The sequence below is a fragment of the Paenibacillus sp. JT22N12 genome (assembly GCF_056269365.1).
The window spans coordinates 1-23835 of the sequence record NZ_JBWDNU010000009.1 but is presented as its reverse complement, the minus strand read 5'-3'; the positions used below and the strand labels follow the sequence as shown (position 1 = coordinate 23835).

Genomic DNA, 23835 nt, shown 5'->3' with positions numbered 1-23835 from the left:
TGAATTAAAGCGTTTACACTAAGGTGGTGTCAAAGATATCCATTGAGATGATTAAAGAGGAGGCTGGAAAGTGAGGAAAAAGAGTGTTGAAACTCTACAATTTAAAAGCAAAATGATTATGTTTGTTGTGGCTGCACTATTAGTTTCCATTGCATTAACAGGCTGCGGGGGCACGAATGAAGCAAGCGGAACGAATACATCAAATGGAAATAGTAAAAAAACCGGAGACAGTACAGCAAATGGAGATGATGCAAACAGCGGGGCCGATAACGGGAATAGCAAAGACAGCAGCAAGCAAGTAACGCTCGATTTTTGGTCATGGGGCGGCAAGTTCCAGCAGGATTATACGAAGATTGTTATTAGTGAATTCGAGAAAACGCATCCTAACATCAAAGTGAAATACATTACCGAACAAGGGACCGAGAAATTGACGACTCTGATTGCCGGAGGAACGCCTCCGGACGTGGCCTTACTCGATCGCTTTATGGCGGGAGCGTGGGCAGCCAAGGGGTCTCTCGAGAGCTTAACTCCTTATCTCGCAGACGGCACGGTTACCGCTGATGATTATTACCCCAGCGTTTGGGCAGAAGGGAATTACAAGAATGAATTATATGCTATGCCGTTCGGCACGGATAACCGGGCGATGTATTTCAACAAAACATTAATGAAAGAAGCCGGTCTTGACCCGGAGAAGCCACCGACTACTATTAGCGAGCTTGACGCGGCGGCTGAGAAGATATTCAAGAAAACAAGCAGCGGGTATGAGCAGGTCGGGTTAATTCCCTGGATGAATCAGGGCTTCTTATATACCCAGGGATGGAACTTTGGCGGGGAATGGGCAAAAGACGAGGAATTAACGCCGAACGACCCTCAAATCGTGAAAGCGCTTGAATGGATGACTGGTTATGCGAAGAAGTATGACATGGCCAAAATTAACAATTTCAACGACGTAATGGGGAAAACCGGAATCAATCCATTCTGGACGGGGAAAGTCGGATTTGTGTTTGACGGAAACTGGATATTGAACGATTTGATCAATAACGCAAAGGTGAAACCGAAATTTGAATGGGGCGTCGCTCCGATGCCTGCAGAGGATGGACAAGCTCAATCCACCTGGGCAGGAGGCTGGTCTTGGGTTATGCCAAAAGGAGCCAAGCATCCTAAAGAAGCATGGGAGCTGCTCAAATATATCGGCGGTTATGAAGGTACGCTGCTCTGGGGAAAACGTGCGGATGCCGGAAATGATATTACAGCGATGCCGAAAGTGAATGAGGAGCTAAAAATAGCGGATAATCCAAAATTGAAAGTGTTCCTGGATTTGATGCCAACCGCGCATACTCGCCCTGTTACCCCGGCAGGTCAAAAAATGTGGGATGAAACATTCCGTGTGACGGATTTAGCACTGAACGGGAAAGGCGAGCCCAAGAAACTGCTTGATGAAGCAAAAAAGAATGTGGATAACGAATTGAAAAAACTAGAAGCTGCCAAATAAATGATCAGATCGGTAAAGGGGTAGATACGAAGCTGCCCCTTTCCTTTACCGATTTACCTGTAATGACAAATAAGACAACTGCCTGGATGAATTGAACGACAATGAGGTGACGGTTCTTGAAACGAAGTTGGAACAAAGCATTGAACTGGAAGAAATTCATGCTGTTATCGCTTGCCTTTCTTGTTTGTTCTGTAACCTTTGGTGGAAATTTTCAATCTTATGCCAGCGAGCGTTTAAGGGATCGGAATCAAAATCAAGGTATTCCGCAATCGGATAAAGATCATTTGTCGATAGACGATATTTTACAGCCGACCTACGGGAAGACATTGGCTGCTTATAACAAAGAAGGCTATGTACCTGCAGCGGGAGCGGAAATAGTCATCCCGGCAAATGAATTTTCGGCATTCGGCGGTTCTAGGCCTGCTTCGGAAGCTGTCGAAGGTCATTCAACCGCTCTGGTATGGGATAAAGGTACGACATGGCTGGAGTGGACGGTAGATATACCCTCGAGTGGACTTTACAACATAACGACAAATTATTATCCAATGCCGGGGAAACGGCTGCCTATACAACGTGAGCTGCTAATAGACGGACAGAGTCCATTTCGTGAAGCACAGCGGATCTATTTCTATCGCAACTGGATAGATCGAGGCGATCCCGTTCAGAACAATCAGGGAGATGATGTTCGCCCCAAGCAAGTGGAGGAGCCGGAATGGATGAGTTTGCCGGTTATGGACGGTAACGGGTTATATCCGGGACCCTTTCAATTTTACTTCAGTACGGGCAAACATGCCATACGGATGAATTATTTAGTAGAACCCATGGCATTGGATCAAATTCGGATAACAGCACCGGAACAATTACCAAGCTATGACGCTATTAAACAATCCTATGGGGCGGAAGGATATGAATCCGTTTCGAATATAAACGTGAAGGTACAAGCGGAAAGCAATCCTGCAAAATCCGATCCGACCATTCGTAGAGAATCCAATGGCGATCCGCTAATGGAGCCGGCAGGGGATGGAAGAATACGGCTGAATGCATTCGGCGACTGGCGCTGGAGAAAAGGTGGTCAGAAAGCCACATGGGCATTTACAGTCCCGAAGGATGGATTATATAAGATTGGCCTGAAATTTGGACAATGGTGGGGCGATGGGCTTCCGTCCTATCGTCAAATTCTCATAGATGGGAAGGTACCTTTCAAAGAATTGGAATTATACCCGTTCACCTATTCGCGAAGCTGGCGAATCGAAACACTGCATGAACGAGGCAGCAAATCTGATCCTATGCTTATGCATTTATCGAAGGGGGAGCATACGCTCACCATGGTTGCCGAGGTCGGGCCTTACCAGCCGATTATCGAGGACTTAACGGCGGATACGCAGAAGCTGTCCGACCTGTATAGGCGCATCATTATGGTAACGGGACCTACTCCGGATCCAAACTTCGAATATGAACTGGGCAAGAAAGTGCCAAAACTCATTGAGGATTTAAAGGTAATCGCGGACGACCTGATCGTTCAAATGAATGCATTGAAGGCTTTATCGGAGGAAGAGCCAAGCACGGTGAACAGTCTTCGTATGATGAATCATACATTCGAAAAAATGATCAAGAATCCGGATTCGATTCCAAGACAGTTATCGGAGCTAAGCAATAGCCAAACGAGCTTGAGCACGCTGCTGATGGGTTTGCAGAATGTACCGCTTATACTCGACTACCTTGCAATCAGTTCACCGGATACCGAATATCCCAAAGTGAAGTCCAGCTTCCTGCAGAAGTCCATCAGTACGTTCCAAAACTTCATAGCCTCTTTCACGAAGGATTATACGGGCGTTGGCAGTGTCTACGCTACAGGCGAGCCTGCTAAAGAAACCGGTCCGGTCATTGAGGTCTGGGTATCGCGAGGCAAAGAATGGGCGGAAATCATGAAGGATATGGCGGAAGAAGATTTTACTCCGAAAACCGGTATCCGGATTAATGTCAATACGCTTCCAGCGGGACAATTAAACGCAGGCTCGGTCAATACGCTGCTGCTTGCGGCGAGTTCGGGCAAAGCGCCTGATGTCGCGACAGGTGTCGATGCACATTTACCTGTCGAATTTGCAATTCGGGATGCCTCGGTCGATTTATCACAATTCCCGGATTATGCGGAGGTCAGTAAACGATTCTTGCCAGGATCGCTAATTCCGTTTCAATACAACGGGGGCAACTACGCACTCCCGGAGACACAGGATTTCAACGTACTTGTTTATCGTAAGGATATATTGAAGGAGCTCGGTGTGAGCATCCCGCAAACATGGGAAGACACGTACGCCATGCTTCCGATCCTGCAGCAAAATGGGATGCAGATGTTCTACCCGATCTCGTCACTTGGATTTATGCCTTTCCTTTACCAGAATGGCGGCGATTTCTATCATGCGAATGGGATGAAATCCGGACTTGATACTCCTGAAGCCTTTCAAGCCTTTACGGAGTGGACAGAACTATACACCAATTATAAATTTCCGGTTACAGCCAATTTCTTCAACCGTTTCCGGACGGGGGAAATGCCGATCGGCGTTGCCGACTATCTGACATACGTTCTACTCTCCACTGCAGCACCGGAACTAATTGGACGATGGGGCGTTGCACCATCGCCTGGCCATAAGAAAGCCGACGGTACGATTGACCGAACGAGCGGCGGTGCCGTTCAATCCGTTGCAATCTTCAAACAATCGAAGCATCAAAAGGAAGCGTGGGAATTTCTCAAATGGTGGACCGGTACGGAGAGCCAGGTTCAATTCGGTCAGGAACTCGAGGCTCTGCTCGGCGTAGAAGCGCGCTGGAATACAGCAAATATGGAAGCCTTCTCTCAGCTGCCTTGGCCTGAGGATGACTTGAAGGCTTTAACCGATCAGTGGAAGTATTACAAGGAACAGCCGTATGTGCTTGGCGGATACTTTACTGCGCGGAACATTGACAATGCGTGGAACCGCGTTGTTCTTGGGGGAATGAACATCAGAGAGTCGCTGGAACAGGGAATCAAGGATATTAATAAAGAGCTTGAAGCCAAACAAAAAGAGTTCGGGTTTACTCCGGATTAGAGCGGCGGAAGGAGGAACGAGATGCAAAGCAGTGTCGAAGTCAAAAGCCCGTTTCAGCTGGCATCACAGAAGGTAAGCCGATTCAAATTATCCCATGCAGGGAAGAGAGTTGCACTTGGTTACTTATTTCTCAGCCCGTTTCTGATCCTCTTCATCGTGTTTACCGTTATCCCTGTCGTTCAATCCGTCTACCTCAGCTTTACCTACTACAACATGCTTCAGCCTGCCAAATGGGTTGGCCTATCGAATTATAGCGTCTTATTTCTTGAAGATGATATTTTCATCAAATCGCTCAAAAACACCTTCATCTTTGCTGTTATCGCTGGACCGCTCAGCTATTGTTTATCGTTTCTGCTTGCCTGGGTCATTAATACGCTTCGGGCTAAAATGTTATTTTCATTGGCCTTTTATGTGCCTTCCATTACAAGCGGTATCGCATTATCCATCGTCTGGCTCTACATTTTCTCTGGCGACCGTTACGGCCTGTTAAACAATTGGATGTTGAACTGGGGAATGATCAGCGAACCCATTCTATGGACGACCGACCCGGATACGATCATGCCTGTCATCATTATTGTTTCCTTATGGATGAGCATGGGGACGGGGTTCCTGGTCTTTCTTGCCGGGCTTCAGAATGTTTCGCCTGAGTTGTATGAAGCGGGGGCAATCGATGGCGTATCAAGCCGTTTCCAGGAACTCTGGTTTATTACGCTGCCGCTTATGAAGCCGCAGCTGTTGTTTGGGGCAGTGAACTCCATCGTGGCTGCCTTCGGTGTGTTCGATATTGCCGTTGCCATGGCCGGCATGCCAAGCCCCAACTATGCAGGACATACGATTATTTCCCATCTCTTCGATTATGCGTTTATTCGGTTTGAGCTGGGGTACGCTTCTGCCATCGCCGTATTCCTGTTTTTTGTTACGCTTGGTTTGGGACGGATAGTCATGAAATTATTATCGTCCAAAGAACAATAAGGGGGCAAAGGACGTGTCGATGAACTATGCGAAATTTGTTACCCGCTTCAACAGGGGACTATTGTATGTCTTTATGATTGTTTTGGTCGGGTTCACGGCAATGCCGATCATCTATATGGTTTCGACGGCATTCAAGCCACTCGATGAGCTGTTCCTTTACCCGCCGAGATTCTTTGTACAAAAGCCGACGCTGCGCAGCTTTTATGACTTGCTTACCGCTACGGACAGCTCTATCGTTCCTTTCTCGCGATACATCTTCAACAGTGTGTTCGTTTCAGGATCGATCGTTGTTGCCAGCTTGATTGTGTGCAGCTTGGGTGCTTATGTGCTATCCAAATTCAGGCCGCCTGGCGCCGGGTTTATCTTTGCGGTGATTCTATCGGCTCTGATGTTCTCGCCGCAGGTCACGCAAATTCCGACCTATATGATTGTTTCCAGTCTGGGTTTGGTCAACACATATTGGGCATTAATCCTGCCGAAAATCGCGGTGGCCTTTAATATTTTCTTAATGAAGCAGTTCTTTGATCAAATTCCGGATGCGCTTATTGAGGCAGCACATATTGACGGCGCTTCGGAGTGGACCATTTTCTGGAGGGTCATCATGGCGGTAAGCAAGCCCGCTTGGTCGACACTGATCATTTTCTCTTTCATCGGGAACTGGAATGATTATTTCTCTGCCCTTGTTTTCACTACAAGTGAAACCATGAAGACTCTGCCGCTTGCGATTCAGACGCTTGCCGGGGGTCCGGGTGTGGTAGCGCGATCGGGTGCACTTGCTGCCGGTACCTTCCTGATTACGCTGCCCCCCATATTAATCTTTCTTTTGTTTCAGAAAATGGTTATGAATACGATGGTTCATTCCGGCATCAAATCCTAGGGGGCGGACACAATGGTCAAACGAATATCAGCGGTCCTGCTCGGCTGTCTGCTGTTTCTTATTTGCAATTTGCCAGCCTATGCTCTCCCGCAAATGTCCTACACACTTGACCCGATGCATGGTTATAAGATTCCGATCCCGCTCACGTATACCGTCGATAAGGTCATCCTGGATGTGGGCAGTCCGGGATTGAATAAGCCCAGGGACCTGTTTATCGATGAGAAGGGTCTATTGTATATAGCAGACACAGATAATAACCGGATTGTGAAAATGAACACCGATGGGAAGGTGCTTGGCATCTACGGCAAGGAACAAGGAGTTGTGCTCGATCAACCGAGCGGCATCTTCGTAGATGGGCTGGGCGATATGTTCGTTGCGGATACGGGGAGCGGCAAGGTGATCCATCTGGCTCCTGATGGCAAGCTGGTGGAGGAATTCGTAAAGCCGGAATCCACGTTGATTAGTCCGGAAATGGAATTCGCTCCCGATAAAGTCATTATAGACCGTCGCGGCTACTTGTACGTACTGAATAAGACGGATTACAGCGGGTTTATGATGATCGATGCCATGAATCGGTTTCGCGGTTATATTGGAGCAAACCGTGTTCCATTTGATTGGAAGAATCTCCTCATCCGGTTATTGGCAACGCCTGAGCAGAGAGAGCAGTTAAACAACGCCGTGCCTCAACAGAACGCTAATTTGACGATGGACAGTAAAGGATTTATCTATACGCCTACCGTTCTGATCGATACCGATCAGATTAAAAAGTTTAATGCGATGGGTGAGAACATCTATAAAAAAGCTTTCTTCGGCGAGTCCTCGATTGATAGCGGAACGTTGGAGGTTCCGTATTTCGTCGATTTGGCGGTAGATCAATACGGGATTATTAATGCCTTGGATGCCATGTCGCGTAAGATTTATCAATACGATCAGGAAGGGAATTTGCTTGCTGTATTCGGCGGTCAAGGGGATGTAAAGAGCCGATTCGAATATCCAACCAGCATCGTAATCGATAAAAGCGGTACGATCTACGTCCTTGACCGTGATCGGAATAATATTCAAATCTTCAAGCCGACGCGGTTTGCGGAATTGATTCATCAAGCGAGTCAATTACATTTTAATGGGCGTTACCAGGAAGCCCTGCAGCCGTGGAAGGAAGTATTGAACATCGATGAAAATTATCCGTTAGCCCACCGGGGCGTAGCCAAGGCCCTGATGAAGGAAGAGAAATGGAAAGAGGCTATGAAGGAATTCAAGCTGGGTGAAGATCAGGATGGTTATTCGCTTGCTTTTGCCGAGTATCGTCATGACTTCATGCGTCAATACCTCGGCTGGATCCTACTGGTGGCTGTTCTCATCATTTATGTGGTGTACCTTATTGTGAAGGTCATGATTCGCGTAACGAATTCCGTCATAAGGAGGTATGGCTATTGAACAGAGCAGCATCAATGAAACAGTCCTCCATGCGGTCCTTTCGGCTCGGGATCGCGATACTGTTTCATCCTGTGGACGGATTTGAAGAGCTGCAGAAGAACAAGCACCTGATCTCAGCTTTTGTGCTGATCCTTCTGACCTTGTGCGTCAGAATCGTGACGATATATATGACGAGCTTTCATATCACTTCTCTTCAGCCCAGGGACGCCGATTTGAATTTGGAATTAGTCCGATTCGTACTGCCGTTATTATCAGGGGTCATCGCTTGTTATTTGATTACGGCAATTATGGACGGTGAAGCTTATTTCAGCCAAATTCTCACGGCCATGTCCTATGCGCTGATTCCGTATATCGTGTTTGCGATTCCCTTGGCAGCGCTCTCCATCGTCATATCGAAAGGCGAGATTGGACTCTATAACAGTATCAGTCTCTTGATCTGGCTGTGGGTAGCCTTGCTCATCTTTATACAGCTCAAGGTGCTTAATGATTATTCCTTTAAGAAGTCGATTGGCGTCGTCCTGTTATCCATTTTTGCTTTCCTTACTTTCTGGGGGACGATTGGCCTCGTCTTTGCCCTTACGAACCATGTCATCCAATTTATCAACGAAATTGCCGTAGAAATTCGATACTTGCTGGATAATTAAGGGGGTACCATGATTACGGGAAAATCCAAAAAGTGGATACACAATGTCGCGGTCATCCTGATCCTTGCAGCGCTCGTGCTCTTGGCCTTACCCTCTCTGCAAAGAGCCATTGACCGGGCACATCAGGAAATAAAACCGAAAAACGGGGTCGTGGAGGCTTCTGCGGAACCATCTGCCTCGGATGCTCAGCCGGCGCATGAACAAAGCGAATTTGAGAAGGTGGGGGAAACGGACCGCCTTGAGTTAATGTTCCGCTCCTCTGATTCCGCCATTGTGGTGAAGGATAAGAAGAACGGATATAAGTGGGAATCTGCAGTACCGCTCGAGGACGTGGAGACAGATGGGAATGAGCTGTGGACGGCGAGCAGTCAGTCGGCCTTTCAGCTGACGTTCACGGATCCAAGCTTGCCTGCCCTGGAGACCCAGGAAACAAACTCGGTCATGGAGCAGCCGAAGATGAAGGCCGTTTCTCTGGAAAACGGGATATCCGTACACTACGATTTGCCCAGATTGCAAATTAGTTTTGATATGAGCTTTCAATTGAAGGAGAACTCGCTTGAGGTCACGGTACCGGGAAAGTCTATCAAGGAATCCAGCGATAATTGGGTCATGGCGATTGCTCCGCTTCCTTTTTTCGGAGCGGCATCGGATCATAAGGAAGGGTATTCCATTTATCCTGACGGTCCCGGTGCGCTGTCTACGTTTAAAACCAATCATCCCAACTATTTGAATCCTTATCGGGCGAGTGTCTACGGCCCGGATACCATATCATTCAATAATTATCAAAGGCAGCAGAATGCGCTGCTTCCCATATTCGGTCTGAAGGTCGGTAATAACGCATTCCTTGGGATGATTACGGATGGCGCTTATGACGCGAATATTCTCTACTCGCCAAGCGGCTATCTGATTAATTTAAACCGGGTTTCCTCCGAGCTCGTCTATAGACGGGAGTATGAAGCTGTCAAGAAGGACGGGAATTTGACCAAGAAACCGGAGAAAAACTTGATACGGGAAGATCATACGATCCGCTATGTTTTCTTCAGCGGGGAGGAAGCCGACTACAGTCACATGGCTTCGGCATACCGGGAATACCTGGTCAACGAACAAGGGCTGACTTCAAAAATCAGGAAAGAGGATCCTATTCCGTATGGTCTTGATTTGCTGATGGGGATCAAGAAGCACCAGATCCTGTTCGATGATTTCATTGCTTCCACTACATTCCCGCAGGCGCAGGAAATGATGGAAGACTTGAAGAAACGGGGTGTGGAATCCATTTCCGCAAATTTACTTGGATGGACGAGAAAAGGTTATCTGGAATATCCTTCCGGAAGCGTTCCCTCCGGTCAATTGGGCGGTTTGAGCGGCTTGAATAAATTGAGCGATTATACTAAAAATAACAAATTTCAGTTATTTCTTCAGGATAATTACGTCGACGCCTGGAAGGGAAGCGGAGGATTCTCGACACGCAGCGACGTCGTTGTCGGAGCCAACCATTTTGCCGTGACGGATCGTTACAGTGAAATGTTTAATCTTAATGCAGGTAAGCAAAATTTGAAATTTCAAGGAGATGTGCTTGATCCGCTAAGTAAACTGGGGATTACCGGCATTAACTTTGATGGCATCGGTTATCAGGACTACTACGACTTTAACAAGGATTACCCCCTGACACGAGAAGGAACGGCCATGCAATGGATGGAGATGATGGAAAAGTCGAGCAAGCAATTTGGTGGTGCCGCTGCTGTAGGCGGGAATGGGTACAGCATTCTGAAAGCGTCCCGCTTATTCGATATTCCAATGGAGGACAGCGGTTATTTCTTCACCGATGAAACCATTCCATTCTACCAAATGGTCGTACACGGACTCATTCCCTACTCGGGATATCCGCAAAATTTGTTTTATGATCCCCAGCTGCAGTTCCTTAAAATGGTAGAATATGGTTATATGCCTTACTATCAATTGACGAAGAATTTCTCGGAAGAGCTAAAAGACACCTACTATAGCGATTTATTCAGTTCCTCGTACAACAACTGGGTAGATCAATCGGTCCAACAGTATAAAGAGATGAATGAGAAGCTGCAGCCGACATGGTCTCAATCGATCCAGGTGCATCGAAAACTGCTAAAGGATGTTTATGAAGTCGTTTATGGAGATGGCACTCGTGTCATTGTCAATTATTTACCGCGGGAAATTGAAATCGATGGTCTTCGTATTCCGGATAAAAACTATATCGTCGTGCCCAAGGGGGGATAAGCGTGAAAGAGCGAAGAATCGGCTTGGAAAGAAAAAAAATGCTGGCAGGCTACGTGTATATTGCCCCATGGGCCTTAGGCTTCGTCTTGTTTATGTTTTATCCGCTCGCTTACTCCCTTTGGCTTAGCTTTCATGAAGTCGTAGGCGTTGGCAATTTCCAGCTTGAATCTGTCGGCTGGAGAAATTTCAACAAAGCCTTTGTACTCGATACCGAATTCATTCCTTTATTTATCTCAGTCATTCAAGACGCCATAATCAACACACCGCTCATATTAGTGTTTTCTTTATTTATCGCCATTCTGCTCAATCATAACATCAGGGGAAGGGCATTTTTTCGTGCCGCATTCTTTCTTCCCGTACTTATTGGTTCGGGGCTGGCCATGCAGCAGCTGCTGTACGCGGGGGTTGGAAAAGATACACTGGTGAACGGAATCGGCGTGCCTGATGAAGTGTTTCTTTATATGGGTCCGACATTCTCCCAAATCGTCTTTGATATGTTGAGCCGTTTAACCGTGATATTTTGGAAAACGGGTGTGCAGATCCTGCTCTTCCTTGCCGGATTACAGGGCATTTCCTTATCGCTGTATGAATCCGCAAGATGCGATGGAGCCACAGAGTGGGAGATGTTCTGGAAGATAACCCTTCCGCTCGTTACGCCAATTATTCTACTGAATCTGGTATTCACCTGTGTTGACTCTTTCACCGACATTAACAACCGGATGATGGTTTACATTAAAGATACGGCATTCACCAAGATCGAGATGGGCTACGCTTCGGGAATGGGCTGGATTTACTTCTTGTTTATATTTCTGCTGCTCATTATTGTATTCGTGTCGACCAAACGCTTTGTCATTTACACAGGAGAAAAATAAATGAGGAGGTGACCGCAGAGTGAAAAGGATTAATAGTCTATTAAGCCGAATAGGCAGCAAAAGCCGCTGGATTGCGTTGATCTATCGTATTTTCGTCTATGTGATTCTGATCGACTTGGCCTTTGTATTCCTATATCCTTTCATTTATATGATTACAACGTCGCTCAAGCAGCCGGCCGATCTCATGGATTTTACGATCAAATGGATTCCTACAAGTCTGGCTTGGGAAAATTTCTATTATGGAATGGCTGGTCTTGAATATTGGCCTCACTTTAACAATTCCGCCTTTATCTCTGTCTTAAGCGTGGTTGGGCAAGTATTGTCATGTTCCTTTGTTGCCTATGGATTTGCCCGAATCAAGTTTCCCGGGCGTGAAGCACTATTTGTTTTGTGTATGTTTACGATGATCATTCCGCCGCAAACGATCATTGTGCCTTTATTTATCCAATACAAAACTATGGGATGGCTGGACAGCATGCTGCCTCTCGTCGTACCGGCATTTTTCGCCAACGGGCTTAGAGGAGCCTTGTTCATTTTTATCTTTCGTCAGTTGTTTCGAGGGCTTCCCTGGGAGCTGGAGGATGCCGCCAGGGTGGATGGCTGCGGGAGCTTTAAAGTGTACTGGAAAATCATCATGCCACTTACTCCTCCCGCAATTGTCGTAACAACGCTGCTTTCCCTAGTCTGGCATTGGAATGACTTCTTCGAGCCTTCTATCTTTCTTACATCCCAGGAAAAGTTTACTTTGCCGATGATGCTGCCGCGGCTCTACCAGTCACTGGATACGCTAACGGGCAGCAGCTTTGAAGTATTCAGTCTGCCGGTCGTTATGGCCGCTACGTTCTTTGCCCTAGTTCCGATGCTGCTTGTCTATCTCTTTCTACAGCGGTATTTCATTCAAGGCGTGGAACGTTCCGGATTGGTGGAGTAGGGTTACGGGTGGTCTTATAGTAGTGTCTTTAGTTGGAAAGATCCAGACTGGCACAATATTATATTTAGCGAACGGAATCATGGTCTTGCGGGCAGTTAGGCTCGACCACTGTTGTCGTTTACCAAGCCAATTAATTAAAAAAGAGATCAGCCAGAAAAAACGGGCTGATCTCTTTTTTTGTCCAGCCTGCAAAAGCATCAGCAGGTGAACGCGTGCAGGCTGGCAATCAACTGTCAGCCCCTGGATTATCCGGCTTACTTCTGTGCTAAGGCTTGTACGTAAGCGGCGGCACGAAGGTTGAAAGCTGCCGCCCGTGGAATTTTTGCTCAAGGGCGTAGCCCATTCCAAGGATCTTGCCATCATTCCACGCACGTCCCACAAGCTGCATGGAGATCGAATACCCGTGCGGATTTGTGCCCACTGGGACGATCACAGTCGGCAGACCGACGTTCGAAGTCAGAACGCCAGTGCCCCGGTCGGAAGACAGCTGGGAATCGGCGCTGCCATTGTTGTACATGTCGCTGATAAATCCGGGATATAGTACGGCATCAACATTAAAATCATCCATCCAGTTCGCAATGATTTGTTTATAAACCGCACGATAGGTGAGATAGGAGTCGACCTGGGCCGGAGTCATTCTGGCGGTGTCACGAAGCTCCCGTTGATTGTACGGCAGGACGAGAGGAGATGCCAGCAGCTGGTCTCCGTCAGCGAATGGGAAGTCTTCATGCAGACCGATATAACGTGCCCAGCCTTCTTCGCTTCGGCTGCCCTCGGGGCTGCTTCCTCCGCTTGGCGGCGGCGTCATTTCGACCATCGTGCCGCCTGCAGCTTCGATCTCAGCAAATTTGTCCATTAACGCGTCTCCAGTTCCATCGTCTGCGTAGCTGGAGACGAAGGAGGCAGGAATATAACCGATTTTTTTGCCATTAAGCGCATTGGCGTCGAGGTAATCTGTCCAGTTATCCGGCTTGTACGTATCAGCATTCTTAGTCAACACATCAAGAGGGTCTGTTCCTGTTGTCGCGTTAAGCAAATACGCCAGATCCGTGACAGTCCGGGCGATAGGACCTCCGTAGTCCTGCCCCCAAGTAAGCGGCATGACCCCGCGGGTACTTGCCATACCGTCGGTGCCTCTGAACGTTGCCAAGCTGGCACCCGTACTCGGAGCATATAATGAGACGCCTGTCTGGCTGCCCAGTGCACCGGCTGCCATGCTCGTAGCCACTGCTACGGCGGAGCCGCCGCTTGATCCGAAGGATGTCTTCGACGGATAGAGAGCGTTCCAGACCTGTTTCCAGCCGCTTTCGCTGTAGCTGCCTGAATTGGCGAACTCGGACATGTTGGTCTTCCCAATCAGTACGGCGCCACTTTCACGCAGCTTCTCTACCTGGTAGGCATCCGTATCTGGCTGCCAGCCTTCAAGTGCAAGAGTCCCGCCGGTAGTTGGCATATCTTTGGTATCGTACAGATCTTTAATCGCAATTGGAATACCGAGAAGTTCACCGGTTTCCCCGTTCTTGCGAGCCTGGTCAGCGGCTTTTGCCTGATCGATTGCATCGGCTGCGACGTACAGGAATGCATTAAATCCAAACTGTCCGCCATCGTACGCAGCAATCCGGTCGAGGTAGGCGCGGGTGATTTCTTCCGAAGTGGTAATACCCGCCTCCATGTCCTTTTGCATCTCTCCAATAGACTTGTTTACAATGTCGTATTTGGACGTTGTATACGGCTCAGCTGCCTCGGGAGATGCTGGAATATCGAGCCGGCTGACATCAGGACAAACACTGGCGTCAAACCATGGCAGATTGGATACATCCCAGTTCACTAACGAGCAGACTTCCGGTGAGGACAGATCAGAAAATTCCGGATCCACTGCAAGTTCCTTAAGTTCTTTAGCAGCGGCACTCACTGCAGATGAACCAGTCGCGCCCAGGAATACAAAGTGGGCCAATGACTTTGTTTCGTCCGGTTTGACGGTTAAGCTGTTTACGTATCCATAGAAATTTGCCTCATTGCCGGTGGTAGCCAGAGGCGTTTCAAACGGGTTCCGTTCCTGGTTGCCCATTTTTATCAGCGCGCCCGGGTATGGACCAGGTGTTCCCAGCACCACACCGACCGGACGCTGCTCCTGATTAGGAGTCGCCGCCAGCGTCCACGAATCTTCCGGAGTGATCGTTTTATCGCCGCTCGAAGTAGCTTGTACTATACTTTGAGCCTTGCCTGAACCGTAACCGAGATCCCCTCCAAACGAAACGTCAACCGTAACAGGTTCTTTGGTGGTATTCGTGAAGGTGTCAAAGAACCTCGTCCAGCTGCCGTCACTATCAACCTTTATTTCGCGGGTGATATGTACGCCTCCAAGATCAACGGCCTGCGTGGTTGCGAAAGTGTCAACTCCGTCGAACTTAAGTCCAAAACCGCGTATCATTTGACCGTTTAAACGTGGTTCAGGCTTCGTTGACACGCGGACAAAAATATTGCCAAACCCCTGAAGCGAAGATTCACTCGCTGTTCGGATGCTGCCGGTATCAAGTCCCGGCGGAGCAGAGTCATGGATCTGCCAAGTGATACCATTGTCAGCAGGTATGCTTGAAACTGCGGATACGGAGTTAGGGGATAACCCGACACTCAAAGATCCAAATGCGATCATGCCAGCAAGGAGTATAGACAAGTTCTTTTTTCGTCTGCCCGAGGATCCCGACGAATCGTGCGACGTGACCAGGTTCATTTGAGAACCTCGTCTGGGTGAAAGTGCTGCAATTCTCATTTTCTTTAAGTTGTTGGTCAAAATCTCACAAACCTCCCTTTTAATAGGTACATAGATTACTATAAAAGCTCTACAACAAGTGACCCACATGACTTCATGTGGAAGTTAAGTTAACACTTGTATCCTATGCAATTGGAAAATTGTAGTCAATCAGGAAGTCAGCCGATGAAAGCGCTTAAAATTATGTTTATCTACCTATTAATCTATTTCTCTCTTGTTTACATATATTTCATAAATTTTGCTTTTATCAGAGGTTTATGTAGATTTGGGGCTGTGGAATATCTTACACTCCTAAAAACTCAAGAAAACGCAAACGTTTTTATAAAATAACTATTTTGTGTCATATTACATGACGCAATAACACGCGGGTCAAACTGCCATCATTCTCAGAGTACAGGTCCTCAAATAAAGCACATCGATGAATTTCCGCTTTCTTACATGAGATGCAAACCTAGATTTAATAGGTCTAATGGGAGGTTATTTTATGAATTTAACTGAATTATGGAGACTGTATGAAGCAGAGAAACGAATCCAGGGATTTAGTCCATACACAATAAAAGCGTACACTTTGCAGCTAAAGATGCTGGTCGCTGAACGAGGTGATTCTGAAATTAGTGAGATCACGTTACAATTGTTGAAGGAGTACCTGGCTAAACAGTCCGGTCGATTAAAGCCAAACCGTTTAGGGCACCGCATCCGTTTTGTACGTTCCCTTTTATGCTTTGCATATGAAGAAAGTTGCCTCACGACGAACCCTTCACTTAAATTACGAGAGCCAAAGATGGATAAACGCATTCCAAAGTTCTGATCGAAGAGGATGTGATTCATTTGAAGCTCTCTTGTCTTTCCCTTCGAGAACGAGCTTTGCTTGAATTCCTATATAGTACCGGCTGCCATGTTGGGGAGGTATAGAAGATAAACATTGAAGATCTTAACTGGGAGAATTGCTCCTCGATTGTAAACTGCAAGGGGGCGAAACAAAGGAATGTTTACTTTACCACCGAATGCAAGGTATGGTTGAGAAAGTACCTGGCAAGTCGAGAGGATTTCTGTAAAGCTTTGTTTGTGACAGAGACACATCCTACTCGCCGCATGGCGATTCCGACGATCAGGTGGGCATTAAAGAGGCTAGCAAACCGAGGAGAAGTTCAAACTAATATGTACCCTCACCGGTTTCGTCACACCTATGCTTGGCAGTTGCTGGATAACGGAGCACCGCTGGAGTTCATACAAGGCATGCTGGGACATGAGAAAGCATCGACCACTCAAATATATGCCCAGTTGTGTAGAGACGAAGACGAGAATTGTACCGTAGGTTCTTTTAGTGCCAGTGGTGCACTAGACGCCGGCATCACCGGCAGCTGCTCACCTATTGGGCAGTTGAACGCAGCAAAGCTTTCCGGTAATTCGTATTTATAGTGGATTAGATAACAATGTATTCCCGTTTTTTTTGCGGCTGTATCTAGTGAGAAATTGAACATATAAATTAATTTAAGGAGGTTGTGAATGGAGTTAAAAGGGAAAGTGATTAGATATTTATTAATAGGTTTTTTTGCAATAATCATTCTTAATGGGTGCAGTAGTAGTAACTCAGAAGTGTTTATAGAGGGATTAAAACCACAACGTAGTAATTATAAATTACATCTGTTTTATATTGGAAATACACCTCAAAATGAGATGCTTAAAGTACAAACTTTCATGCACTCAAATCGCGTAATTCTTGATAACGTAACGGAAATGGCTACTCATTCTGAAAATAAGCGCTTGAATAAAAATCTAAAAAAGTTGAGCATAAAATCATATCCGATGTACGTCCTGGTGAATAAGGATGGGATCGTTTATAACTCCCCTTACTTAAGTGAGATGGAAACATTCATAAAAGAGGAACTGAAAGTTTCCGATAGCTAAGCCAACGGTACGATAGATCAATGCCCTAAAGGCAGTTATCGCAACTTCATTTAAATTAACGCGTTTAACCTTGAGAGGGATAAATTTTACAATTATTAATGTAGTATGAGTGTCTCGCAAGGGAATAAATGGGGGGACTTCATGGGCATTGTTATTATCTTTGCGTGTGTAGTAATCGTTTTAGCCATACTCAATATCGATGGGAAGTTGAAGAAAAAGTTAGAGAATGATGAACGCATCATTGAAAAGCTTGACATTTTAATTAATATTCAAAAAGATAAGGATAAGATGGATTAATTTTTGATTGAACTACTATGAAAATTAAAGTCTTCGGAGTTGATTTGGACTGGATCAAGAGGCTTCTGGCTGTGTTATTGTTACGAAGTAACCTAGTCCTTCTTGTCTGCGGAGAGCATGTCGAACAATGGACTAAGTCTACATACATTTCTTTACGGGTTAGAAGGTAGTATGCGATTCGCAAGATGGCGTGAGCGACTACGATCCCTGCTCGTTTCTTTCCTTTTCGTGCGGCTGTACGTCTATATAATGCACCGAGATAGTTCTTAGACCCTCTTACCGAATGAGCTGATTCTGTTAATCCTGATCTCAAATATTTATTGCCTTTTTTGGTTTTAGACGATTTCCTTTTGCCTGCACTTTCGTTATGTCCAGGAACAAGTCCTGCCCAGGAGCACATATGTGCCGCGCTTGGAAACTGATTTTTAATATCTGTGCCGATTTCCGCTAAGATTTGTGTAGATATACCAGGGATCGAATCAAGGAATTCGATATCTTTTTGATAGGAACTCATTCGTCGTGCGACTTCTTGATCGAGTAAATTAATTTGTTCATTTAGAAAATCGATGTGAGTTAGAATGGTTTTTAACATGAGACGTTGATGGGGGCTGATGTACCCTCGAAGAGCAAGTTCAAGTTGATCCTTTTTTCGTTTGAGTGTACGTTGAGCCATGTTAGCCAGTTCTTCAGGGTTATCTTCACCTTCGGCAATGGCATAAAGCATATTTTTAGACGAAACCCCCATAATGTCTGAAACAACAGAGCCAAGTTTGATAGTGGCTCCTTCTAAAACCTTTTGGATCCGATTATGCTGTCTGGCGCTGATACTCCGACGATAACGAACGAGTTCTCTTCGTTCTCGTTGCTTCCGATCGGGGATAAAACTTGCTTTAATCAGTCCATGACGAAGAAGCTGACAAATCCATTCTGCATCTTTAACATCGGTTTTGCGATCTGGAACTGCTTTCATGTGCTGAGTATTTACAACTAAAAACTCAATATCTTCAGCTTCAAGTAAATTCACAATAGGTTTCCAATACACACTGGTGCTCTCCATAGCGACATGAGTACATCCATGCTGCTTAATCCAGTCCACTAACTGCAGCAGAAAAACAGTTTTAGTCGAAAACGTTTGGATCTCCTTTCCTCGCGGTGTCATGATGCATGCAGTAATATTGTCCTTGTGGACATCCAAACCACATGCCTGTTCGATCATTACATCCATCTCAGACATCCTTCCCACGGCCGTCATGATGGGAGACTGGTGCAACAACCAGAATAGGGATTAATCTACTATGAGTGCTTCCCGAATGGGAGCGACATTCTGTGGTGCACCGTGGCCGCCCAAGTCAGACTAACGGATGGGCTCTAACGCACCATAGTTCATCGACCTTCCTCTCCCAGCCGTAGAATCAGTATAGCCCAATTTTCAACGGGTACGATAGCATTCCTGTAGAGCGTTAAATTACCGCTTTGCAAAAAAACGAGCGCCTCGGTACGATGGGAGTACGCAACGGGTCATAGCCCTTAAATCCCATCATCCAGGAGGACGCTCTACTATGAAGTTTAAATCGCAGGACAAACAAAATCAACTCCTTGAAAAAATTACCGCCCAAAATCTAGTCGTTGGGATTGACATCGCCCAGCAAACGCATGTCGCACGAGCTGTGAACTTTCGAGGTATTGTGCTTGGTAATCCCCTATCCTTCTCGAATGACGAGGAAGGTTTTCACAATTTTCTTCGGTGGATCCAGACGCTACAATCTGCCCATGCTTTAACGGCGGCCATTGTTGGCATGGAGCCTACCGGACACTACTGGCTTAACGTATCCAAGTGGCTTGCCGAACGTCAGTTTGAGGTTGTTCTCGTCAATCCGCATCTTGTAAAGAAGAACAAAGAAAACCGCGACAACACGCCCTCAAAGAGCGATAAAAAGGATGCTCTGGTCATCGCCGACATGGTCAAAAACGGATACTACTCCTTCACTCGTACAACACCAGCAGCCTTTGAAGAACTACGTGTCTTTCTCTCCAATCGCGACTTTGTCGTGAAGAGACTCGTTAGTGCGAAGAACCAAATTCATCGCTGGGTCGACGTGGTTTTCCCTGAGCTGCGGCAAGTCTTCACGAACATCATGTGCACCGGTTCATTGGCCACACTTCGTCTTTTTCCAACGACCGATGACCTGTGTACCTTACAGCCCCAAGATGTCATACATGGTTGGAAATCACTCATGAAACGGCATGCTGGTGAGCGAAAAGCCCGAACCCTTATCGATCTTGCTAGCCGTTCTGTGGGTTCTAAGCAGGCCTTGCATGCCTACAAGCTTCACTTGAAGCAGCTTCTCGATGAGTACGATCTTGCTTGCCTGCAGCTAGAAACGGTAGAGACGGAGATTGTTGCCGTTTTAGAACGGATTCCATTTGCGAAATTTATGCTTGCTGTCAAAGGGATCAGCGCCATTTCACTGGCTGGTATTCTAGGCGAGGCGGGGGATTTAAGTGGCTTTGTTCACGGTAATGCCTTACTGCGACATGCCGGTCAACCTCGCAGAAGCAAGTTCAGGCAAATGGACCGGACAAATGAAGATTAGCAAACGAGGACGATCCCGACTCCGACGTTTCATCTTCATGATGACGATGAGTTTAGTTGCGAACAATCCGGAGTTTAAAGCGATGCATGCCTACAATGTGCAGGTGAAGAAGATGAAGAAAATGAGGTCCATTATGAAATGGTGTGGCAAGTTAGCGAGAATATTAGTTGGAATGGCTCGCAGCGGCGAAGCCTACAACCCTCCTAAAACAATGCCAATCCAGCTAGCAGCTTAATCGATACCTACCGTTTCGTTGCACGAATTTTGGCTTATTCGCGGGATTTCAAAGAAAGCACGGCGTACCGGATACATTGAACCAAAGGGCACCGACCCGTAACGATAGCAAGACCGGCCTCCACCCCTTGGACAGGCGTAACGAAGGAATGAAAGGGCATCGACCCGTTGAGGCATGGGAGTGAGAACCTCCAGACTTTTCTCATATCAATGGCGACAATCGATGATCTTGATGAATTAACAATTTTGTTTAATGATTATCGGATGTTTTACAATCAGGAATCAAATATTTCAGCAGCAAAGGAGTTCTTATTTGAACGATTTCAACACAGAGAATCCATTCTCTTCGTTGCTAAAGATCTTAATCGCAATAAAGTAATCGGGTTTACTCAGCTGTATCCTTCATTTTCTTCAATTTCTATGCAGAGATCTTTGATTTTGAATGATCTGTATGTACTTTCAGATTTTAGAGGTGCAGGAACTGCTCGGGCATTATTAGAAGCTGCAAAAGATTATGCAAGAAGCATTAAAGCCAAGGGACTAGCACTCTCAACAGCGATTGATAATGTAAGAGCACAAGGGATTTATGAAAAAAGTGGCTATGAAAGGGATGAAGCATTTTATCATTATTTTCTAAAGGTTTAGAGAGACAGCAAATTCAATAGTAGTATCTACAAGGATTAAACTCCCTCGGTACGATAGTTGAACACCAAAACGGCTATCGCGGGGTAGCCGTCATTGCGAACGGGCAGTATTAATCAATTCCATATAAATTGTTGAATAAAATTTGATTGGAGTGGGTCATATTGGTTGGAATAACAAGTTTCGGACTTTTTTTATTAACTGCCTTATTGATGAATATAACTCCTGGTACAGATACAATGTACATCGTTAGTAGAAGTGTATCGCAAGGGAAAAAAGCAGGAATTTATTCAGTTCTTGGCATTTCCACGGGTTCATTAGTGCATACCTTTTTAGCTGCTGTTGGTTTATCTGTAATTCTTACAACATCAGTTGTCTTATTTACTATTATTAAAATAATAGGTGCAGGATATCTGATTAATCTTGGTGTTCGAATGTTAATACAAAAATCATCTAATTTAGAACTCAAGGATACAAAAAGTATGTCATTAAAAAAGATATATACTCAAGGTCTTCTGACTAACGTTACTAATCCAAAAGTGGCTTTGTTTTTCATTTCCTTTCTTCCCCAGTTTATTTCAGGGGATAATACATATGGTCCTTTACCCTTTATTATTTTAGGACTTTCTTTTGTTATGACGGGAACTGTTTGGTGTTTGTTAGTAGCTATTTTTTCTTCATATGCAACTAAAAAATTGAGAAATAATCCTAAAGTAGAATTTATATTGAATAAAATAACAGGTATCATTTTCATCGGATTAGGAATAAAGTTGTTTCAGACAAAAGCATTTTAAAAATCTTTCTTCAACTACTATGAAAGAACGAATTAAACTTTCATGCTCTGTGGTGCAGCAAAGAGATGCATGGATGGCTAACGGGTACGATAGCGCAATACTGAAGGGCTGCCGAGCGGCAGTCCTTCGTTACGCTAACTGGCAGTTTAGCGTGGCGGCCAACCAACTAAGTGGTTGCTTACTCTCAATTGTTGGAAGGTAAGTTCTATTCTTTCGCGAATTCATTAGATATGCCGAAATTACGAATTTCGCAAAAAAATTGCGGTAGAGCATTGGAAAGAACATTTTAGTTTTCTATATCTTCATAGAAAGGTGATTACGCATGAACCAAAGACCGTCAGAAGAAGAATACACCGGGGACGCCGGCGAGTATATCCGGTTGGTGCCGGAAGGCAACATCATCGACATTCTGCTCGCCCAGGAAAAGCAAATGACCGAGCTGCTGGCATCGTTGACCGAAAGCCAGAGCGCCTATCGGTATGCGGAAGGAAAATGGACGCTGAAAGAAGTCGTGGGCCACATCGCAGACAGTGAACGCGTCATGTCCTACCGCCTGCTCCGATTTGCAAGAGGGGATCAGACGCCTCTGCCCGGTTTCGACCAGGAATTGTTCATTCCTCCTTTCGGAAGCTGGACAACCGCTCAATTGGCCGAAGACTACCGGGCCGTACGGCAATCGACGATCACACTGCTGCGCGGGTTACCGACGGAGGCGTGGTCCCGCAAGGGCAAAGCCAACAACGTAAGCATTACGGCGCGCGCCCTCGCTTACGGCATGGCAGGACACGAGCTTCATCACATGGGGGTCATCCGAAATCGTTACTTGAGTTAGTCGTCCTTACTTTATGGCACCCTTCCCGCCTCGTTCATAGACTGATATGAAGAGAGGACAAGACGGGTTGAAAAAACAGCAGCGATTGGTTGCTGACTGGAGTATTGTCAAAAAATGAATAGCCAATAATAATCTCAAACAAGAAGAAGTCATTCAACTCCCTCGGTACGATAGTTGAACGCATTTTGGAGCGGTTTTTTAAACGCTGAGTTATAATAAATAGGAACATATAGCCCCTCGTTGTGCTACACGAGATAAGTTTAATTATGAACACAGGAGACGTGAGATATGAAGATCGCGGGAGAGCTCGTCACAGAGACGCTCGAGTATGATGGTGGTCGGCAGGTTACGGTGTACGTCCCTCCAGATCCACCCCAAGCAGTCGTGTTCGCCGGTGACGGTCAGCTGATCTCGCAGTGGGGCGGGTACCTCGAGGCCGCCGACGTACCGCCCACGATGATCGTCGGTGCCTACCGGACGTCCGATGAGGATGAGATGGTGCGCATCCATGAGTACTCACCGCCGTTCGACCAGAAACGGTTCGCGGCACACGAGAGGTTCTTCGTCGAAGACGTCCGACGATGGGTGCGATCGCGCTTCAGCGTCGCGCTGCCCGCCAAACGCACCGCGGTGTGTGGCGTGTCGGCGAGTGGAGAGCTCTCACTCGCCATAGGGCTTCGGCATCCGGACATCTACGGTACGGTCTTATCCGCGTCGCCAGGCGGGGGCTACCGACCTCCTGCCGTGATGCCAAGCCCGCTACCGCGCACCTACCTCGTAGCCGGCACACTGGAGCCGTTCTTCCTCGAGAACGCGACCCGGTGGGCGGCTGCGCTGCGCGATGCAGGTGCAGACGTTGAAATGAGAGAGCGGGTCGCGTCGCACGACGATGTGATGTGGCGAGAAGAGTTCCCGCTGATGGTGGCGTGGGCGTTTGGACGATAAACATCCGCCGAGCCCGGGTCAAGTGGGTTTGACTCGCATCCGACCCGCCTACTCCGACGACATTGCAAGCCCTGATGGTGAGCAGCCCAATCGTCCTGACTTGCATCGTCAGCGGATCGTCCGGTTGGGACCATTGCGCGAATCATCATTACGCTATACCAGCTAATAGGTTGTCAATATTTAATTATTAATGAGCCAAACGAGGGATGTTATACTGGTAAAAGGGAATGGCAAATAACCGTCCCTTAGATTTTGGGAAGGTGT

18 protein-coding genes and 2 pseudogenes are annotated in these 23835 nt (G+C 46.6%); 18 read left to right on the top strand and 2 right to left on the bottom strand.

The annotated features are described in order from the left end of the window. Positions 1-70 precede the first annotated feature (70 nt). The 9 genes from AC0YOA_RS26595 (at position 71) to AC0YOA_RS26555 (ending at position 12555) form a co-directional block, all read left to right on the top strand. Positions 71-1492: an ABC transporter substrate-binding protein gene (locus AC0YOA_RS26595; protein ID WP_475789205.1), complete on the top strand. Its 1422-nt coding sequence runs from the start codon at positions 71-73 to the stop codon at positions 1490-1492. A gap of 116 nt (positions 1493-1608) precedes the next feature. Continuing rightward, positions 1609-4575 carry an extracellular solute-binding protein gene (locus tag AC0YOA_RS26590; protein WP_475789204.1) on the top strand — a complete coding sequence of 989 codons (2967 nt, stop codon included), beginning with the start codon at positions 1609-1611 and terminating at the stop codon, positions 4573-4575. Between the two features lie 21 nt (positions 4576-4596). Continuing rightward, positions 4597-5547, top strand: coding sequence for a carbohydrate ABC transporter permease (locus tag AC0YOA_RS26585; protein WP_475789203.1), 951 nt, complete (start codon positions 4597-4599; stop codon positions 5545-5547). Between the two features lie 19 nt (positions 5548-5566). After that, complete coding sequence (locus tag AC0YOA_RS26580) at positions 5567-6424, top strand: carbohydrate ABC transporter permease (protein ID WP_379113413.1); 858 nt, start codon at positions 5567-5569, stop codon at positions 6422-6424. A 12-nt stretch (positions 6425-6436) separates the two neighbouring features. Continuing rightward, positions 6437-7858 (top strand): SMP-30/gluconolactonase/LRE family protein, encoded by a 1422-nt coding sequence (locus AC0YOA_RS26575; protein ID WP_475789202.1) that lies wholly within the window; start codon positions 6437-6439, stop codon positions 7856-7858. Next, positions 7855-8502, top strand: a complete 648-nt coding sequence (locus AC0YOA_RS26570) for a Yip1 family protein (protein WP_475789201.1) — start codon at positions 7855-7857, stop codon at positions 8500-8502. Before AC0YOA_RS26575 ends, AC0YOA_RS26570 begins: the two co-directional genes overlap by 4 nt. Before the next feature lie 9 nt (positions 8503-8511). Next, on the top strand, positions 8512-10752 hold the full coding sequence (locus tag AC0YOA_RS26565) for a DUF5696 domain-containing protein (RefSeq protein ID WP_475789200.1): 2241 nt from the start codon (positions 8512-8514) through the stop codon (positions 10750-10752). Between the two features lie 2 nt (positions 10753-10754). Beyond that, entirely contained in the window at positions 10755-11624 is an 870-nt protein-coding gene (locus AC0YOA_RS26560; RefSeq protein ID WP_210044179.1) for a carbohydrate ABC transporter permease, read from the top strand. A gap of 19 nt (positions 11625-11643) precedes the next feature. Then, a complete protein-coding gene (locus tag AC0YOA_RS26555; protein WP_475789199.1) occupies positions 11644-12555 on the top strand; it encodes a carbohydrate ABC transporter permease in 912 nt (303 codons plus the stop codon). 265 nt (positions 12556-12820) lie between these two features. On the opposite strand, the gene AC0YOA_RS26550 is transcribed toward AC0YOA_RS26555, so the two are convergent. Beyond that, complete coding sequence (locus AC0YOA_RS26550; protein WP_475789198.1) at positions 12821-15286, bottom strand: amidase; 2466 nt, start codon at positions 15284-15286, stop codon at positions 12821-12823. Between the two features lie 523 nt (positions 15287-15809). Between AC0YOA_RS26550 and AC0YOA_RS26545 the strand changes: the two genes are divergently transcribed. The 4 genes from AC0YOA_RS26545 (at position 15810) to AC0YOA_RS26530 (ending at position 17530) form a co-directional block, all read left to right on the top strand. Next, complete coding sequence (locus tag AC0YOA_RS26545; RefSeq protein ID WP_475789197.1) at positions 15810-16133, top strand: hypothetical protein; 324 nt, start codon at positions 15810-15812, stop codon at positions 16131-16133. Positions 16134-16240: 107 nt separating this feature from the next. Further along, positions 16241-16744 (top strand): tyrosine-type recombinase/integrase, encoded by a 504-nt coding sequence (locus AC0YOA_RS26540; RefSeq protein ID WP_475789387.1) that lies wholly within the window; start codon positions 16241-16243, stop codon positions 16742-16744. Between the two features lie 87 nt (positions 16745-16831). Continuing rightward, positions 16832-17233, top strand: coding sequence for a hypothetical protein (locus tag AC0YOA_RS26535; RefSeq protein WP_475789196.1), 402 nt, complete (start codon positions 16832-16834; stop codon positions 17231-17233). A 141-nt stretch (positions 17234-17374) separates the two neighbouring features. Next, positions 17375-17530 (top strand): hypothetical protein, encoded by a 156-nt coding sequence (locus tag AC0YOA_RS26530; protein ID WP_475789195.1) that lies wholly within the window; start codon positions 17375-17377, stop codon positions 17528-17530. A 54-nt stretch (positions 17531-17584) separates the two neighbouring features. On the opposite strand, the pseudogene AC0YOA_RS26525 reads toward AC0YOA_RS26530, so the two are convergent. After that, positions 17585-18755, bottom strand: a pseudogene (locus AC0YOA_RS26525) (IS110 family RNA-guided transposase). Positions 18756-19089: 334 nt separating this feature from the next. Between AC0YOA_RS26525 and AC0YOA_RS26520 the strand changes: the two are divergent. From AC0YOA_RS26520 to AC0YOA_RS26500, 5 genes and pseudogenes are all read left to right on the top strand, one after another. Next, a pseudogene (locus tag AC0YOA_RS26520) lies at positions 19090-20359 on the top strand (IS110 family RNA-guided transposase). Between the two features lie 209 nt (positions 20360-20568). Next, positions 20569-21003, top strand: a complete 435-nt coding sequence (locus AC0YOA_RS26515) for an N-acetyltransferase family protein (RefSeq protein ID WP_475789194.1) — start codon at positions 20569-20571, stop codon at positions 21001-21003. Between the two features lie 161 nt (positions 21004-21164). Beyond that, positions 21165-21794 (top strand): LysE family translocator, encoded by a 630-nt coding sequence (locus AC0YOA_RS26510; RefSeq protein ID WP_475789193.1) that lies wholly within the window; start codon positions 21165-21167, stop codon positions 21792-21794. 322 nt (positions 21795-22116) lie between these two features. Further along, positions 22117-22626: a DinB family protein gene (locus AC0YOA_RS26505; RefSeq protein ID WP_475789192.1), complete on the top strand. Its 510-nt coding sequence runs from the start codon at positions 22117-22119 to the stop codon at positions 22624-22626. 288 nt (positions 22627-22914) lie between these two features. Beyond that, entirely contained in the window at positions 22915-23571 is a 657-nt protein-coding gene (locus AC0YOA_RS26500; protein ID WP_475789191.1) for an alpha/beta hydrolase, read from the top strand. Positions 23572-23835 lie beyond the last annotated feature (264 nt).